The sequence below is a fragment of the Oceanithermus desulfurans genome, assembly GCF_014201675.1.
In the GTDB taxonomy this organism is placed as follows: domain Bacteria; phylum Deinococcota; class Deinococci; order Deinococcales; family Marinithermaceae; genus Oceanithermus; species Oceanithermus desulfurans.
Genome location: NZ_JACHEZ010000002.1, coordinates 324,358 through 341,150 on the forward strand (window position 1 = coordinate 324,358; position 16,793 = coordinate 341,150).

The 16,793-nt window shown below is 71.3% G+C and carries 13 protein-coding genes; 9 read left to right on the forward strand and 4 right to left on the reverse strand.

What is annotated here, in order from left to right; translation table 11 throughout:
* The first annotated feature begins 276 nt into the window (after nt 1–276).
* The 5 genes from HNQ05_RS03955 (at nt 277) to HNQ05_RS03975 (ending at nt 4,801) form a co-directional block, all read left to right on the forward strand.
* Nucleotides 277–2,082, forward strand: coding sequence for a right-handed parallel beta-helix repeat-containing protein (locus HNQ05_RS03955; protein WP_147147194.1), 1,806 nt, complete (start codon nt 277–279; stop codon nt 2,080–2,082).
* A gap of 50 nt (nt 2,083–2,132) precedes the next feature.
* On the forward strand, nt 2,133–2,441 hold the full coding sequence (locus HNQ05_RS03960; protein WP_246104113.1) for a metalloregulator ArsR/SmtB family transcription factor: 309 nt from the start codon (nt 2,133–2,135) through the stop codon (nt 2,439–2,441).
* Nucleotides 2,401–3,066 carry an SdpI family protein gene (locus HNQ05_RS03965; protein WP_147147192.1) on the forward strand — a complete coding sequence of 222 codons (666 nt, stop codon included), beginning with the start codon at nt 2,401–2,403 and terminating at the stop codon, nt 3,064–3,066. Before HNQ05_RS03960 ends, HNQ05_RS03965 begins: the two co-directional genes overlap by 41 nt.
* The gene (locus HNQ05_RS03970; protein WP_147147190.1) at nt 3,063–4,244 is read left to right on the forward strand and encodes a serine hydrolase; all 1,182 of its coding nucleotides are present in this window, start codon (nt 3,063–3,065) and stop codon (nt 4,242–4,244) included. Before HNQ05_RS03965 ends, HNQ05_RS03970 begins: the two co-directional genes overlap by 4 nt.
* A gap of 143 nt (nt 4,245–4,387) precedes the next feature.
* Complete coding sequence (locus HNQ05_RS03975) at nt 4,388–4,801, forward strand: transposase (protein ID WP_221266721.1); 414 nt, start codon at nt 4,388–4,390, stop codon at nt 4,799–4,801.
* 82 nt (nt 4,802–4,883) lie between these two features.
* Here HNQ05_RS03975 and HNQ05_RS03980 read toward each other — a convergent pair whose 3' ends face one another.
* The 3 genes from HNQ05_RS03980 to murA all read right to left on the reverse strand — a co-directional run bounded on the left by HNQ05_RS03980 (nt 4,884) and on the right by murA (nt 8,849).
* On the reverse strand, nt 4,884–6,278 hold the full coding sequence (locus HNQ05_RS03980) for a methyltransferase domain-containing protein (RefSeq protein ID WP_147147186.1): 1,395 nt from the start codon (nt 6,276–6,278) through the stop codon (nt 4,884–4,886).
* 68 nt (nt 6,279–6,346) lie between these two features.
* On the reverse strand, nt 6,347–7,282 hold the full coding sequence (locus tag HNQ05_RS03985; protein ID WP_147147184.1) for an ornithine cyclodeaminase family protein: 936 nt from the start codon (nt 7,280–7,282) through the stop codon (nt 6,347–6,349).
* A gap of 292 nt (nt 7,283–7,574) precedes the next feature.
* Complete coding sequence (gene murA, locus HNQ05_RS03990; protein WP_147147182.1) at nt 7,575–8,849, reverse strand: UDP-N-acetylglucosamine 1-carboxyvinyltransferase; 1,275 nt, start codon at nt 8,847–8,849, stop codon at nt 7,575–7,577.
* Between the two features lie 119 nt (nt 8,850–8,968).
* On the opposite strand from murA, the gene HNQ05_RS03995 reads away from it, so the two are divergent.
* The 3 genes from HNQ05_RS03995 (at nt 8,969) to HNQ05_RS04005 (ending at nt 12,868) form a co-directional block, all read left to right on the forward strand.
* Entirely contained in the window at nt 8,969–9,184 is a 216-nt protein-coding gene (locus HNQ05_RS03995; RefSeq protein WP_147147179.1) for a transcriptional regulator, read from the forward strand.
* Between the two features lie 22 nt (nt 9,185–9,206).
* Complete coding sequence (locus HNQ05_RS04000; RefSeq protein ID WP_147147177.1) at nt 9,207–11,048, forward strand: serine/threonine-protein kinase; 1,842 nt, start codon at nt 9,207–9,209, stop codon at nt 11,046–11,048.
* Between the two features lie 95 nt (nt 11,049–11,143).
* Complete coding sequence (locus HNQ05_RS04005) at nt 11,144–12,868, forward strand: hypothetical protein (protein WP_147147175.1); 1,725 nt, start codon at nt 11,144–11,146, stop codon at nt 12,866–12,868.
* Nucleotides 12,869–12,977: 109 nt separating this feature from the next.
* Here HNQ05_RS04005 and HNQ05_RS04010 read toward each other — a convergent pair whose 3' ends face one another.
* Nucleotides 12,978–14,873, reverse strand: coding sequence for a potassium transporter Kup (locus tag HNQ05_RS04010; RefSeq protein WP_147147172.1), 1,896 nt, complete (start codon nt 14,871–14,873; stop codon nt 12,978–12,980).
* A gap of 78 nt (nt 14,874–14,951) precedes the next feature.
* Here HNQ05_RS04010 and HNQ05_RS04015 point away from each other — a divergent pair, with 78 nt between their 5' ends.
* Nucleotides 14,952–16,751: a S9 family peptidase gene (locus tag HNQ05_RS04015; RefSeq protein WP_147147170.1), complete on the forward strand. Its 1,800-nt coding sequence runs from the start codon at nt 14,952–14,954 to the stop codon at nt 16,749–16,751.
* The last annotated feature ends 42 nt before the right edge of the window (nt 16,752–16,793 follow it).

The window sequence follows — 16,793 nt, forward strand, 5'->3', positions numbered from 1 at the left end:
CTCCGTCCGGCGCCGGTCCCCGAAGGGCCGCAGCCGGCGATGTCGATATGGTTATACTCAGCTAGAAAGCAGCTGCGCAAAGGGACACCAGCAGCGGCGGATTCCGGACCGGCGGCGGATGCCGGCGGAGAGAGGAGGGCGGAACGTGGCCACCAGCGGCTTTTCTGGCGCGAGCGACGACGCGGCCCGCGGCGGATCCGGCCGCCGGGGCGGACGTTCCTGTCCCGTCTTCGCCCCGCCCGCCGCGGCGACGGCCCGGACCGCCCAGGAGGAAGCATGAAAAGAACGTGGTTTGCGTTCCTGGCCCTCGGTTTGCTGGCGGCCTGCCAGGCGCCGGCGACGGGCGAACGGCCGCCCGGGGGCGGCCCTCCCCCCATGGACGAAGCACCCACCGCGCCCCCCGCGCTGGGCGAGGTGCGCGCCTACGCCACCCTGCACTCGGCGGGGTTCGAGTGGCGGTTCGGCGCCGACCCCGAGGCCAAGGCGGCCTGCGGCCTCAGGTACCGCGCCGCCGGCGAGACCGCCTGGCGCGAGGGCTGGCCGCCCTACCGCATCCGGTACACCCCGCCCAGCCCGGTGGCCGGCAAGGACGCGGCCTTCGACGGCTGCGCCGGCTCGGTCTTCTTTCTCGAGCCCGGCGCCACCTACGAGCTCTGGCTCACCCTCACCGGGCCCGAGGGTCTTTTGGACGAGGGCGTCGTTGAGGTCAGGACCCAAAGCGAGCCAAGGATCGCCGCGGACGCGCCCACCTTCTACGTCGCGCCCGGCAGCGGCGGGGGCGCGGGCACGGAGGCCGACCCCTACCGGGGCCTCGCCGAAGCGCAGCGGCACGCGCGGCCCGGCGACGTCTTCCTGCTCGCGCCCGGCGAGTACGCCGACTTTGCCTCCGGCGAGATCCGCTTCGACCGCCCCGGCGAGGAGGGCCGCTGGGTGGTCTGGAAGGCGGCCGGGGAAGGGGTGGTCTTCACCGCCCCGGTGCGCATCGCCGCCGACTACGTCTGGCTGGAGGGCGTCCACCTGCGCGGCACCCCCAACGACGCCAGCGACAGCGACAACGACCGCCGCGACTGGGGTCTGCGCACCGCGGACGCCCCCCGGCGGGTGGTGATCCAGCGCAACACCTTCACCGACTTTCACTACGCAATCGCCCTCAACCACGGCGGCGAGGCCTGGGTGATCCGCGACAACGTCATCGTCGGCGACAAGGACCTGCGTCAGTGCATCGATGACGACGGGAACATCATCCGCGGCGACGGCTGCCCCGAGGAGGACTACCGCGGCGAGGGGATCGAGCTGGGCCACACCTCCGGCCACACCGTCGCCTACAACCGCATCTCGCTCGTCGGCGACGGCATCTCCTACCCGCTGGAGAACGTCGACATCTACGGCAACGAGATCTTCGACGTCACCGACGACGGCATCGAGCCCGACTACGGCTACGCCAACGTCCGCGTCTGGCAAAACCGGATTACCAACGCCCGCTACAACGGCCTCAGCTTCCAGCCGATGAACGGCGGGCCCTGGTACTTCGTCCGCAACCAGGTGATGGCCCCGCGCGAGTCGACGCTGAAGCTGCGCCGCCTCAGCCGCGTGCTGCTCGCGCACAACCTGCTCGTCGGCTGGGACAACGCCGTCAGCGCCCTCTGGGACACCGAAGGCTTTCGCCGCATCGACTCGCTCAACAACCTCTACGTCTCCGCCTCCGGCCGCTACCTCTGGGAGCAGGCCGACGACGGCCCGGTCTTGGGCCGGCTCGACTACGACGGCTTCGATCCCGGCGGGTCGGCCTACGCCTTCAAATGGGGGTCCGATCACCGCTACCCCGACCTGGCGGCGTTCCGGGCGGCCACGGGGCTCGAGCCCCACGGCCTGACCCTCGACCGCGCCGCCTGCTTTACCAGCTTCCACCCCCGCCGCCCGCCCGACCGCGCCGAGCTCGAGTACCCCCAGCTGCTTCCCGGCTGCCCGGCGGTCGACGCCGGCGCGGTGCTGCCGAACCTCAGCGGCGGGTACGCCGGCGCGGCACCCGACCTGGGGCCCTACGAGCGCGGCCTGCCGCTGCCCCACTACGGCCCGCGCTGAACCCTGCCATTTTGCAACATACCGAAATAAAAAGTGGTACAATAATACCCGTGCTCAACCGCCTCTTCAAGGCCCTGGGCGATCCGACGCGGCGCGCCCTGCTCGGCATCCTGCGCGAAGGCGAGCGCACCGCCGGGGAGCTGGCCGAGGCCTTCCCCCTGGCGCGCAGCACGCTCAGCCAGCACCTGCGGGTGCTGCGGGAAGCGGGTCTGGTGGAGGTCGAGGTGCGCGGAAACCACCGCGTCTACCGCCTGGCCGCCTCGGTGATGGAGGAGGCGCTGGCCTACCTGCTCGAGCTCACGCAAGGAGGCGAAGAAGATGAAGAAACACGCGCTCACCGGCCTAGCCCTGGCGGTTAGCTGGGGGGTCACGCTCTACGCGCTCGCGGTCTTCCCCGACCGCGTCCCCGCCCACTGGAACGCCGCGGGCGAGGTGGACCGCTGGGGATCCAAATACGAAACCCTGCTGCTGCCGGCGCTGCAGCTGCTGATCGTCGCGCTGCTCGCGGCCTGGCCCCGGTTCGACCCGAGCCGCCGCGGGCCCTGGCGCGCCTGGCCGCTCATCGTCGCCGCCACCGCCTGGGTGCTCACCCTGGTGCAGCTGGGGGTGCTCTACCTGACCTGGACCACGCTGCAGGGCGGTGCGGTCGGGCCGGTCGCCTCCGAGCAGGGGCTGCGGGTGCTGCTCGTCGCGCTCGGCCTCACCTTCGCGCTGATCGGGAACTACCTGCCCAAGGCACCGCAGAACTGGCTCTTCGGGGTGCGCACCCCCTGGACGCTCACCAGCCCCCGCGCCTGGCAGGTGACGAACCGGGTGGGCGGCTGGCTCTTCATCGCCCTGGGCCTGGGCGTCGCCGTCGCGGCCTGGTGGTGGCCGCCGGAGTGGGTGGTTTGGGGGATGACCGCGGCGTTGCTGCTCGCTACGCTCTACCTGGTGGTCCTGTCGTGGGCCGTCTGGCGCGCCGAAAAGGGGGCGGGCTCGTGAAGCCGGCCCGCGCCTGGTGGGCGCTGGGCGGGCTGGTGCTGCTGCTGGCCTGGGGCGGCGCGGTGCGGGCCGGCGCGGCCGAGGAGGCGCGCGTCGAGGCGCTCTTCACCCAGAAGATCGAAAGCTCCTGGTTCGCCCCCGGCTTCCTGGCCAAGGTGCCCGCGGCGCAGGTGGCGGCGATCGTCCAGCAGCTTTCCGGCTCGCTCGGGACCTTCGAGGGGGTGCGCCCCGAGGGGGCGGACTACGTGGCCGTCTTCGAGCGGGGCGAGGTGCCGGTGAGCCTCAGCCTCGACGCGCAGGGCCGCATCGCCGGCCTTTTCTTCAGGCCGCCGCGCCCACGGCTGGCCTCGCTGGCCGAGGCCAAGAAACGCATGGCGGCCTGGCCGGGCGCCAAGCAGCTGCTGGTGCTGAAGGACGGTGAACCCCTGGTGCAGCTCGAGGGCGAGCGCCGGCTGGCCGTGGGCTCGGCCTTCAAGCTCTCGGTGCTGGCAGCGGTGCTGGACGCGGTGGAGAGCGGCGCGCTGGCGTGGGACCGGACCGTGAAGCTGAACGAAGACTACAGGAGCCTGCCCTCGGGCCGCCTGCAGGACTGGCCCGCAGGCACGCCGCTGACGCTGGCCGACCTGGCGGGGCGGATGATGGCCGAGAGCGACAACACCGCCACCGATCACCTCATCCACCTGCTGGGGCGTGAACGGGTGGAGGTCTACGCCTACGAAAACGTCCCCCTGCTCACCACCCGCGCCGCCTTCGTGCTCAAGGCCAACTCCGAGCTGCGCCGGCGCTGGCTCGAGGCCAGCCGCGCCGAGCGCCGCAGGCTCGTGGCCCAGGCCGAGGCCCGCCCGCTGCCGAGCCTGGCCGGGCTGATGGCGGCCCTGCCCGAGACCGAGGTCGAGTGGTTCTACTCCGCCCGTGAACTCTGCGAGCTGGCCCTGCGGGCGCTGGACACGCCGCTTGCGGGCATCAACCCCGGCCTCGCGCGCCGCGACGCCTGGAAGCAGGTCGCCTTCAAGGGCGGCAGCGAGCCGGGCGTCTTGAACCTCACCACCGCGCTGGCCGGCGAAGGCGGCAGCCGTTACTGCGTGGCGGCCACCTGGAACGCCGCGGACCTGGACGAAAACGCGTTCTACGGGCTCTACGGGGCGGTGCTCGAGCGGCTGGCGCGCGAGCGGCCCTAGGGGGCGCCGTGGGAGGGCGCCCGCACCACAAGCCCACCCGCCTCGCGGATTGCGACTACCGCACCCCGGGGGTGTACTTCGTCACGGTGGTGACCCGTGGGCGGGCGTGTTTGTTCGGGCGGGTCACGGAAGAAGGCCTCGAATTGAACGACCTGGGGCGGGTCGTCGAAGACGTTTGGACCCGTCTACCCAATCACTACCCGCACCTCGAACTCGACGCCTTTGTGGTCATGCCCAACCATTTCCACGGTCTCGTATTCCTCAAACCAATCGCACCCGTTGTAGGGGAGGGTTTAAAACCCTCCCCTACCGCAAACCGGCGGCACGGTCTGCCCGAAATCGTCCGTGCTTTCAAGACCTTTTCGGCCCGGTGCATCAACGCCCTGCGGGGGACCCCCGGTCGGCGTCTCTGGCAGCGCAGCTACCACGACCGCATCGTTCGTGACGAAACCGAACGGGACCGCCTGCGCGAATACATCGCCAGCAACCCGCTGCGCTGGCACCTGGACCGGGAGAACCCGGCGTCCGGCGGTCCGGGCGACGGCCCAAGAACGTAGGGGCGGGTTTCAAACCCGCCCCTACGGGGTCGATCGGTCGTTCGGTCCGCTGCCCGCTCGAGCGGCCGGCGCGCGAGCGGCCCTAGCCGGGGCGGACGAAGTTGAGCGTGAAGTTACGTGCGGTTCCGTAGCTTTCGCGTGGTTCGAACCCCGCAGCCGCCGCGAGTTCCCGCACGCGCTCCGCGGATACGAAATCGGGGTCCCCGGGTTGCTCGGTGACGGAGAGCCACCCGCCCGGCTTGAGGACGCGCCGGACCTCGCACAGGCCGTGGAGGGGGTCGGGCAGTTCACCCAGCACCGCGACCAGAAAGACGACGTCGAAAGCACCGTCGCCCCAGGGAAGAGTTCCGTCCGCGTCGGCGACGGTGAAGCCCGCGCGGGACTCGAGGCCGGCCCTTGCCAGGCGGCGGCGGGCCAGCTCCAGCATGCGCGGCTGCAGATCGAGGAGCTCGAGCCTTCCCCGCGGAATCCGCCGGGCCACCTCGACGCTGAAGTACCCCGGGCCCGGTCCGAGCTCGAGGACCCGGGAATCCTCACGCAGGTGCAGGCGTTCGGCGAGCCGCGACGGGGACAGCACAAGCCTCCGCAGCGGCGAGAGGAGCACGAAGGCGAAATCGGGGGCGAAGGCGCCGCGGCCCAAAAAGCGCGCCCAGGACGCGCCGCCGCGGAGGGTCCGCGGACCCTCGACCACCACCACGGCCGCCGCCCAGAGGGCGACCAGAACCGTCCGGAAGACCTGCGTCGGCTCGGGCAGGGCGAAGAGCTCGCCCGAGAAGTTGATGGAAAAGTGAAACAGAACGGCCGCCAGCGTGCTCCGGTTCGCGCGGTTGTACACCCAGGTGAAGAGTACCGAGGTCACGACGGTTCCCAGCACGAAGGCCCAGAAGCCGGGCGTGGCGAAACCCAGCCGGTCGTGCTGGTAGGTGCCCGGCATCAAGAAGAGCGGCAGGTGCCAACCGGCCCAGACGAGGCCCAGCACCAGGCTGGCCGTCAGCGCGCTGAAGCGCGCCTGCAGTCCGTCCAGGGCGTAACCGCGCCAGCCCAGCTCCTCGGGTAGCGGCCCGAAGAGGAGCACGAAGACCGCGAAGGGCAGCAGCCGCCAGGGGGCGTCCAGCAGCGCGCGGGCGGTTTCGAACTCCGGCCAGGGCTCCCCGAGCGCCGCGCCCCACAGCAACGCCAGCGCGTTGATCAGGGGAAAGCCCAGCACCAGGACGGCCCACACCCCGGGGGGTATCCGCCGCGGGTCCACCAGCCTCTGCAGGTAGTCGTGCCGCAGCGCAGGGTCGCGGGCGCGGGCTACCAGAACCGCCTCGGCGAGCGCGGGGCCGAACAGCCCCAGCGCCCCCAACCCCACCGCAGGCCAGGACCAGACGTTCCAACCCGCGAACGCCACGGGCGCCCAGAACGCCCACGACAGGCCCAGCGCCAGCGCGAAGAAGCGCCAAGGGTCGGGCGCCGGGGTTGGGTTCCGGGGCATGGCCTGATGCCATTATCTTCCTGTTCCGGGCGCTGGAACAGGTGCCAATGACCTAAGAGGTGCGGCCGCTACCCCAGCCCGTCCAGCAGGTACCGCGCTGCTGCCGGCTCGGTACCGGCGAGGCCGGCGGAGAGGAAGACGGTGCGTTCCTCGGGGGCGGTGCGCCCAGTGTGCCGGCCGGCGACCAGCGCCGAGAGCGGGACCACCCGTCCCTGAGCCGCCTCCGGTAAGAAGTAGCCTTCGTAGGCGGAAAGCTGTGCCGGCGCATCGGAGGCGAGCAGGTCGGCGTCCAGGGCGGCCTTGACCGGGAACGCGTGTCCGCTTTGGAGCTTCGGGCCCACGGCGTTTATGTGCACCCCCGGGGGCAGCCAGGCAGCGTCGAAGACGGGGGCGCGGGCGTTGGTGACCTCGAGCAGCACGTCCGCCTCGCGCACTACCGGTTCGGCGCGCGTCTTTTCGACCACCGGCCGATCGGTGTGCGCGGAAAGCCAGCGGACGAAGGCGGCGCGGTTTTTGGGCCTTCGGCTGTAGATGAGAACCCGCGCAAAAGGCCGGACCCGAAGGGCAAAGAGCGTGTGCCAGCGGGCCTGGAAGCCGGTGCCGAGGACGCCAAGGGTACGGGCGTCCCCGCGGGCGAGACGCTCTATGGCCACCGCGTTCAACGCCGCGGTTCGCAGCGCGCCGAGCAGGTTGCCGAGGACGAGGCCCAAGAGGCGGCCGTCCGCGGCGTCGAAGACGGCGACGATCTGCCCGTGCTCGGGGGTGGACTCGGGGAAAGTCTCGTAGACCCGAAAGCCCATGGCGCGGGTGCGGGCGCGCTCCGCGCCTACGGTGAAGACGAGCCGCCCCCGGCCGGCGTCGACGGAAAATCGGGGCGGGGCCTCGAGCGCGCCTTCGGCATGGGATAAGAGGGCATCCCGGATCCCCGCCATGACGAGATCGAGCGTCCGGGCGAGGTCTCGCTCGAGGTCGGCGTCGGTGAGGATCGGCCAGGCGGGGCTCATGCCTGTTCCTCGGCGCAGGCGCAAAGCCCCCAGCCGCTACGCGCTCTTCTTCCCGGCATACGCGTAGCCTACGCGGTTGAATAACCTGTCATTGTGGGCATCGCCACGCTACTTCTTCTGGGTCGGCCCTGCGGTTTGCGTCGCGCGAGAACGACGGACCGGGCCCACCCCCCCTGCACCAAGGACACCGAAGAATTCTTATGGCCCACAGTGCGAGCGGTAGCCGAAGGTGTGGGGGTTCCAGAAACGCAGGAGCGGGTTTTTAAACCCGCCCCGGGTGCTGGGGTCGTCTTTAGTCCGCTGCCTGCTCGAGCCGCACCGGCTCGCCGTAGACGACCGCGCCCAGCTGGCGCAGCCGCGCCTCCAGGTCTTCGTAACCGCGCCCCACGTGCTGCATGCCCTCGATCACCGTCTCGCCCTCGGCGGCCAGCGCGGCGATGACCATGGCCCCACCGCCGCGGATGTCGAAGGCCTTGATGCGGGCGCCGCTGAGGGCGCGCCCGTGCACCGCCAGCACCCGTTCCTTGAGGTGCAGCTCCGCGCCCAGGCGGGCGAGCTCGCCCACGTGGGTAAAGCGGTCGGGGTAGACGAGGTCGCGCACCAGGCTGACGCCGGGGACGGTGGCCAGGTAGGCGGTCACCGGCGGCTGCAGGTCGGTGGGGAAGCCGGGGTACTCGCGGGCGTCCACGTCGAAGGGCTCGGGGTTGGCCGTGCTCTTCAGGCGCACCCAGTCGGTGCCGGTGACGACGGTGTGGCCCGCGTTCTTCAGCTTCGAGAGCAGCGCGTCCATGTGCTCGGGGCGGGCGCCCTCGAGCAGCACCTCGCCACGGGTGGCGGCCACGGCCAGCAGGTAGGTGCCGGCCTCGATGCGGTCGGGGATGATCGCGTAGTTCCCGCCGCCCAGCGCCTCGGCGCCGCGGATCGTCATCTTGGCGGTGCCGGCGCCCTCGATCTGGACGCCCAGCATCTGCAGGAAGTTGGCGAAGTCGACGATCTCGGGCTCGAGCGCGGCGTTGACGATGGTCACCTCGGTGGGCCCCAGGGCCGCGGCCAGCATCACCTGCTCGGTGCCGCCCACGGTGGGGCGGTCAAAGACGACCTCGCCCTCGGGCCAGCCGGCGCGGCGGGCGGTGAAGGTGCCGTTTTCCTCGTGGATCTCGACGCCCAGGTCGCGCAGCGCCTTGATGTGCAGGTCCACCGGGCGGGGGCCGAAGGCGCAGCCGCCGGGCATGCTCACCTCGCCCTCGCCCTCGCGGGCGAGGAGCGCGCCCAGCACGATGAAGCTGGCGCGCATCTTGCTGACGAGTTCGTAGGGGGCCTGGGTGCTCTGGATCTCGGGGGTGTGCAGGTGGAGGGTGCGGCCCTCCCAGGCGTAGCGGGTGCCCAGGTGGGCGAGCAGCTCGAGCAGGACCTCGATGTCGCGCAGGCGCGGCACCTCCTCGAGGACGACGGGCTCGCGCGTGAGCAGGCTGCCCACGAGGATGGGCAACGCCGCGTTCTTGGCGGGGTTGACCCGCAGTTCGCCCCGCAGGGGCGTGCCTCCTTGGATGATCAACGGTTGCTGCATGTCGGACCCCCGGTCCCTACGATGAGCATGATACACATCATGCGTAAGGTGATGATATAACAACTCCAGCGCATTGTCAAGCATTGTCTCATCGTGGTATAGTGAGGGTCCGGAGGCCTATGCCCAAGAAAGAGAAGAAACGCCTGCAAGTGGTCATCAGCGAAGACCAGGACGCCCTGCTCACCAAGGCGGCCTACGAGCTTTCCAGCCCCGAGCGGCTGGTGAGCAAGTCGGAGGTCGTGCGGCTGGCGATCCAGAAGATCGCCCGCGAGCTGGAAGAGGGCAGGATGAGCGTCGAGGAGCTGAAGGCCAAGCTGGCCGAAGAAGAAGACTGACCCTCCCCGATACAATACGTAGGTGGACGTTCTCGCCGGCCGCTACCGGCTCATCGAGCCCATCGGCTCCGGGGGCATGGCCGAGGTCTGGCGCGCCCGCGACGAGCGCGTGGGCCGCGAGGTCGCCGTCAAGCTGCTGCACGCCCACGTGCACCCGCTCGAGCGCGAGCGCTTCGCTCAGGAGGTGCGGGCGCTGGCGGCGCTCAGCCACCCGGGGGTGGTGGCCATCTACGACCTGGGCGAGGAGGAGGGCCGCACCTACTTCGTGATGGAGCTGGTGCGGGGCGGCACCTTCGACCGGCTGGGACCGTTCGAGTCGGGGGTCGAAGGGCTCGCCATCCTGGAGGCGGCGCTCGAGGTGCTGGCGGCGCTTTCGCACCTGCACGCACGCGGGATCTTGCACCGCGACCTGACGCCCAAGAACATCCTCCTCACCGAGGAAGGCCGCCCCAAGCTGATGGACTTCGGCCTCGCCTACCTGGCCGAGGCCACCCGCCACTTCACCCGTACCGGTTACACCCTGGGCACGCCCCAGTACATGGCCCCGGAGCAGGCCAAGGGGGTGGCCCTCACCCCCGCGGCCGACCTCTACGCCTTCGGGGCGGTGCTCTACCGCACCCTCACCGGCCGTCCCCCCTTCGAGGGCGAGCACGACCAGGCCGTCCTCTACCAGCACGTCTACGAACCCCCGCGCGATCCGATCGAGCTCAACCCCGCCCTGCCCCAGGCGCTCGCGGCCTGGCTGCTGCGGATGCTGGAAAAGGAGCCGGCCGCCCGGCCGCAGTCGGCGGCCCAGGCGCGGCGCGAGCTCGCGGCGGTGCTGGAGGCGGTGCGGGCCGAGCTCACGGGCAGCGCCCGCGCGGGGCTGGCCCGCAGCGGCCACTACCCCTCGGGCCCGGTGCGGCCCGAGCGGCTCGAGCTGGCCGCCCGGGCGGCCTTCGAGGGCGAGGCCGTCTGGCCTATGGAGCCGGTGGCGCGCGCGGGCCGGTTGGCCGTGGGCGGCGGCGCGGCGCTGCACCTCTTCCGGGTGCCGGGGCTCGAGCCCGCCTCGCCCTTCCCCGCCAGCGACGAGGTGACCGCCGCCCCCGCGCTCACCGAGGACCGGGTCTACTTCGCCGACTGGGAAGGGGTGCTCCGCGCCCGCGGCCTGGGCGGGGCGCGGCTCTTCGAGCACAAGACCCGCGCCGAGGTGACGGCGAGCCCGCTTGTGACCGCGCGGCGGGTCTACCTGGCGGGGCGCGACGGCTACCTCTACGCCCTCACCCCCGAAGGTGAGCTCGAGTGGGCCTTCGAGGCCGGGGGGCACCTCTCGGCGGGGCCCACCCTCTACCGCGGGCTGCTCTTCGCCGCCAGCGAGTCGGGCTGGCTCTTCGCGCTCGAGCCGGCCAGCGGCCAGCTCGTCTACAAGGTGGAGGCCGGACCCATCCACGCCCACATCCCCGCGGCCGGGGGCGTGCTCGTCCTGCCCACCTGGGCCGGCGAGGTGCACGCCTTCGACCCGCTGGCGCGCGAGGTGCGCTGGACCTACGACGTCGAGGGTGAGCTTTGGGGCAGCCCCGCGGTGGGCGAGGGGCGCGCCTACGTGGCCGGCTGGAGCGGCGTCCTCTACGCGCTCGACCTGGCGACCGGCGACGAGGCCTGGACGGCCGAGGTGGGCCGGGTCACCGCCGGGCTCAGCCTCGCCGGCGGGGTGCTCTACCTGGCCACCGAGGCGGGCGAGGTGCGGGCGTTCGACGCCGCCAGCGGCCGTGAGCTGTGGCGCGCCGAGGGGCTGGGCGAAGTCCAGGCCGCGCCGCTGCCGCACGCCGGCCGCCTCTACGTGGCCACGCTGGAGGGGCGGCTGCTCGAGTTCAAGGGGGCCTGAACCGGGTCCGCCCATTCTCACGCGAAATCCGGTAGGCTGGGGCGAGTTAAGGCTCAGGGGTACGCATGGCACACCACACCTTTCACATTCCCGTCATGGGCACCGCGTTCACCGTGGACACGCCCATCCGAATCGCCAAGTACGGCATTGCTTCGGTCATCTCGATCGTCGACGACGACCTGCTCGAGCGCATGCGCGGCTACTGGTCGCGCGTGCGCGGACGCTCCTACGAACCGATCGCCAAGGACCTGAAGGCCGACTCGCGCGCCCGCCGTACGGCCGCCTACCTGGACCTGGTGGACGAGCTGGTGCGCGAGGACTTCGAGGCCCTGCGCGCCGCGCCGCTCGAGCCGGGCAGCGAGCTGTGGCGCTACCTCACGCTGCTGCCGCCGGCGAGCCCGCCGCGCCGCGCCTGGCAGCGCTGGCGGCAGGCCGGCGAATCCGAGCGGGCGGCGCTCGAGCGCGAGATCCGCGCCGGCCTCGCCCCCGGCCGCGTCGAGGTCAACGTCATGACCAAGGTCGACAAGCCCAACTTCGTCGGCCGCGAGCCGCTGCCGGTGGAGTACAACGACGCCCACGCCGCCCTGCGCGGCTTCGCCGAGAGCACCCTCGAAGGCGTGCTCGTGCTCTCGGCGGGGTTCAACGCCCGCCTTTACAGCTACATGGCGAACTTCGCCGGCTTCTTCGCAGGCGAAGCGGGGCGGATCAAGAAGCAGATCGCGCTCAAGGTCTCCGACGCCCGCAGCGCCCTCACCCAGGGCAAGTTCCTGGCCAAGAAGGGGCTGTGGGTGAGCGAGTACCGGGTCGAGAGCGGCCTCAACTGTGGCGGCCACGCCTTCGCCTCGCAGGGGTACCTGATGGGGCCGATCCTCGAGGAGCTGAAGAGCAAGCGCGACGAGATCGTCGCCTCGCTCTTCGAGATCTACAAGAAGGCCCTGGAAAAGCTGGGCCGGCCGGTGCCGAACGAGCCTCCCGAGGTGCGCTTCACCGCCCAGGGGGGCGTGGGGACGGCCGCGGAGCACGCGATGCTGCGTGACCGCTACGGCCTCGACAGCGTGGGCTGGGGCTCGCCCTTCCTGCTCGTTCCCGAGGTGACGGTGGTGGACGAGCGCACCCGCCGCGACCTCTCGGCCGCGGGCGAGGACGACCTCCACCTCTCCGGGGCCTCGCCGCTGGGGGTGCCCTTCAACGTGATGCGCGGGGCCTCGATCGAAGCCCTGAACCGCAAGTGGTACGAGGAGGGCCACCCCGGCAGCCCCTGCCCCAAGGGCCACCTCGAGTTCAACACCGAGTTCACCGAGAAGCCCATCTGCACGGCCAGCCGCAACTACCAGCACCGCAAGATTCAGCAGCTGAAGTCGCTGGGCCTATCCGAGGAGGCCTACCGGCGCGAGATCGAAAAGCTGCTCGAAAAGCAGTGCCTCTGCACCGGCCTGGCCGAGCCCGCCCACCTGGAGTACCGCTTCCCGCCCCAGATGAAGGAGACGGGCGTCTCCGTCTGTCCCGGGCCCAACCTGGCCTACTTCTCGGGCGAGCGGACGCTCGAGGAGATGGTGGACCACATCTACGGCCGCAGGCCGCTCGAGCTCGAGGCGAACCGGCCCCACGTCTTCATCAAGGAGCTGCGCCTCTACGCCGATTACCTGCGCCGCGTGATCGCCGGCGAGTTCGGCACCGACCGCGACCGCACCCCCGAAGCGGTGGCCGCCTTCCGCCAGAACCTGGCCGCGGGGGTGCGCTACTACCTGGAGCACCTGGGCGAGCTGGGGCTGGGGCCCTGGAAGGACGAGCTGGAAAGCTTCGCCGCCCAACCGGCCTGAGCACCCGGCAGCCTGCGAAGAGCCCCACCGGTTTGGTGCGCTGCGGGGCAGGCGCGGTCTTCGACCCGCTTTCGCCCGGCGAAAGCGGAAGCAGGCGAGCGCAGGAAGGTTACAAGCGCACCAGATGCCCCACCTCGAAGGTCTGCGCCGGGGGCAGGTCGAAGAAGGCCGTGGCCGGCAGGGCGTTGCGTTGCAGCACCGCGAAGAGCTGTTCCCGCCAGCGCGGCATGCCCAGCTTGCCCTCGGGCAGCACGATCTCGCGGCCCAGGACGAAGTAGGTGTCGTCGGGGTCGAGGTCCAGCTCGGTAATGTCGTAGAGGGCGACGGGCACGTTGGGGTGTTCCATGAACCCGTAGTGGAGCACCACCCGGGTAAACCCCAGGTCCAGCGCCCGCACCTCGGCGCGCAGCGAGCCCAGCACCCGGGGGATCTCCTCGGTCTCGACGCTGACCACGATCACGTTTTCATGCACCGCGCGGTTGTAGCGGAGGTTGCTGAGCAGCGCCGGCGGAACCACGTCGGCGTTGCGGGTCAGGTAGACCGCGGTGCCGGGGACGCGCACGGGCGGGTTCTTGGAGGCGGCCAGGGTCTCCAGGAAGCGCTCGAGCGGGAAGGCGTCCTTTTGCAGCACGCTCGAGAGCAGCGCCCGGCCCTGGTGCCAGGTGGTCATGACGACCAGCATCACCGCGCCCACGACGAGCGGGAACCAGCCGCCCTGGGGCACCTTGACGATGTTGGCCGCCCAGAAGCTGAGGTCGACGCCGAGCAGGCCCAGCGTCAGCAGCACCACCGCCCAACGCGGCCACTTCCACAGGCTCCAGGCCACCACCGCGAAGAGCAGGGTGGTGAAGACCATGTCGGTGGTCACGCCCACGCCGTAGGCCGCGGCCAGGCGGCTCGAGGAGCGGAAGCCCAGGACCAGGCCCACGGTGGCGAACATCAGGATCCAGTTGATCGTGGGGATGTAGACCTGGCCGATCTCCTGGCTCGAGGTCTGCACCACCGTCATCCGCGGCAAGAAGCCCAGCCGCATCGCCTGGCGGGTGAGCGAGAAGGAGCCCGAGATCACCGCCTGTGAGGCGATGATCGTCGCGGCGGTGGCCAGCGCGATCATCGGGTAGGTGGCCCAGCCGGGCACCATCAGGTAGAAGGGGTTCTCCACGGCCGCGGGGTTGGCGAGCAGCAGCGCCCCCTGGCCGAAGTAGTTGAGCAGCAGCGCCGGCAGCACCACGAAGAACCAGGTAAGCCGGATAGGGGTGCGTCCGAAGTGGCCCATGTCGGCGTAGAGGGCCTCGCCCCCGGTGACCACCAGGAAGACCGAACCCAGGACCCAGAAGCCGGTGGCGCCGTTCGCGGTGAAGAAGTGCACCGCGTGGTAGGGGTTGAGCGCGGTGAGCACGTAGGGGTTGCGCACGATCTGGGCCAGACCCAAAAGGGCGATCGCGCTGAACCAGACCAGGGTGACGGGCCCGAAGAGGCCGCCCACCCGCTGGGTGCCGCGGCTTTGGAAGAGGAAGAGGGCGAGCAGGATGCCCACGGTCACCGGGATCACGAAGGGCTCGAGCCGGGGGGCGGCCACCTCCAGCCCCTCGACCGCGCTCAGCACCGAGATGGCCGGGGTGATCATGCCGTCGCCGTAGAGCAGCGAGGCCCCAAACAGGCCGAGCATCACGGCCAGGTAGCGCCAGTGCCCGCGGCGCAGCTTGCTGGGCATGACCAGCGCGGTCAGCGCCATGATGCCGCCCTCGCCGTGGTTGTCGGCGCGCATGACCAGCGTCAGGTACTTCAGCGAGATCACCACGATGAGCGACCAGAAGATGAGCGAGAGCACGCCCAGCACGTTGGCCTCGGTGAGGGCCAGCCCGTAGTGCTCGCCGAAGGCCTCGCGCACCGCGTAGAGCGGGCTGGTGCCGATGTCGCCGAAGACGACGCCCAAAGCGGCGACGGAGAGGGCGATCAGGTAGCGGCCGTTCGGTTCGGTTTTCTTGTGGACGGGATCGGCCATGGCGCAACGCCTCCTGTGGCTTTATTAGGGTACACCCGCGGCGCTGGCGTGCGTCCCGCCGGCTGCGTAGACTGGGGCATGAGCCTGCAGAGCGCCAGGGACCTCACGCGGGCCCGGCTGGGGGCGCACGCCGAGGTACGCGCCCGCGGCGGCCGCGTCTTGTGGACCGAACAGGAAAACGGGCGCACCGTGCTGCTGGGCTGGGACGGCGCGCCCCGGCGGTACGCGCCCGACCACGCTCTGAACCCGGGAGTCGGCTACGGCGGCGGCGCGTTCAACCCCGGAGCGGACGCGGTCTTCTACGTGGCCGAAGGCCGGGTCTGGAGGCTGCCGTACGAACGCCCGGAACCCGCTGGCCTCACCCCACACTTCGGCGCGGCGGCCGACCCCCAGCCCAGCCCCGACGGCTCCCGCTTCGTCTACGTGCACCACCACGAGGGGCGCGACGTGCTGGCGGCCGCCAGCGCCGCAGGCGAGACCTGGCCCCAGGTTTGGGCCCAGGGGGCCGACTTCTACATGCAGCCCGCCTGGAGCCCCGACGGCGGCCTCCTGGCCTGGGTGGAGTGGGACCACCCGAACATGCCCTGGGACGGTGCGCGGCTGATGCTCGCGCGGGCAGGGGCGGAGGGCCCTCGCGAGGTGCAGCGGGTCGCGGGCGGGCCGCGCACCCCGGTCTTTCAGCCGCTGTTCGAGCCCGACGGGCGCGGCCTCTTCTGGATCGAGAACCCCGAAGGAGAGGAGTCCGACCGGCTCGTCCGCCTGGACCTCGAGACCGGCGAGCGGTCGGTGTGGCTGGAGGGGCGGGTGCTGCTCGAGCCCGCCTGGTCCCAGGGGCAGCGGGTGATGAGCTTCGGCCCCGGCGGCGCGCTCTACCTGCGCGAGAATCGCGCGGGGCGCGCCGTGCTCTGGCGCATTGCGGACGGCTCGGCTTCGGAGGTGCCCTTGCCCGCAGGAGCGGCCTGGATCGGCTCGCTCAGCGGCGACGCCGCGGGGCTGGCCGCGCTTGCCAGCGGCCCCAACCTGGGCGAGCGGGTCGTCTTCTACGACGGTGAGGCGTGGCGCACGTGCGCCTACGGCTGGCCCGCGGGCCTGGACGCCGGGGGCGTGGAGCCCGAGGCGGTGCGCTTCCAGGCCGAGGACGGCGCCTGGGTGCACGGCCTCTTCTACCCGTCCGCCGGCGGGGAACCGCGGCCGCCCGCGGTCGTCAGCGTCCATGGCGGCCCCACCAGCCAGCGCACCCTGGCCTTCAACCCCCAGGCCCAGTTCTTCGCCGCGAACGGGTACGCCTACCTCGAGCTCAACTACCGCGGCTCGACCGGCTACGGGCGCAGCTACCGCGAGGCCCTCTACGGCCGCTGGGGCGAGATGGACGTGGCCGACGCCGTCGCTGCGGCGCGCTTCTTGGCCGACTCGGGCCGCGCCGACGGCCGTCGTCTGGCCCTCATGGGCGGCAGCGCCGGAGGCTACACCACGCTGATGACGCTGGCGCTGCACCCGGGCGTCTACCGCGCGGGGGTCAGCCTGTTCGGCGTCACCGACCTGTTTGGCCTCGCCCGCGAGACCCACAAGTTCGAGTCGCGCTACACCGACCGGCTGATCGGGCCCCTGCCCGAGGCGGCGGCGCGCTACCGTGAGCGTTCCCCGCTGGCGCACGCGCACCGGATCGAAGACGCCCTCTACGTCTTCCAGGGCGCGGAGGACAAGGTGGTGCCGCCCAGCCAGGCCGAGGAGCTGGTGCGCATCCTGCGCGAGCGCGGCGTGCCCCACCGCTACAAGGTCTACGAGGGCGAGGGGCACGGTTGGAAGAAGCCTGGGACGACCGAGGACTTCTACCGCGAGACGCTGGCGTTCTTGGACCGCGAGCTCAGGTTCGGCTAGACCGGAGCCGGCGATACCCTTGCCGTTGTGGTACCGCGGTGC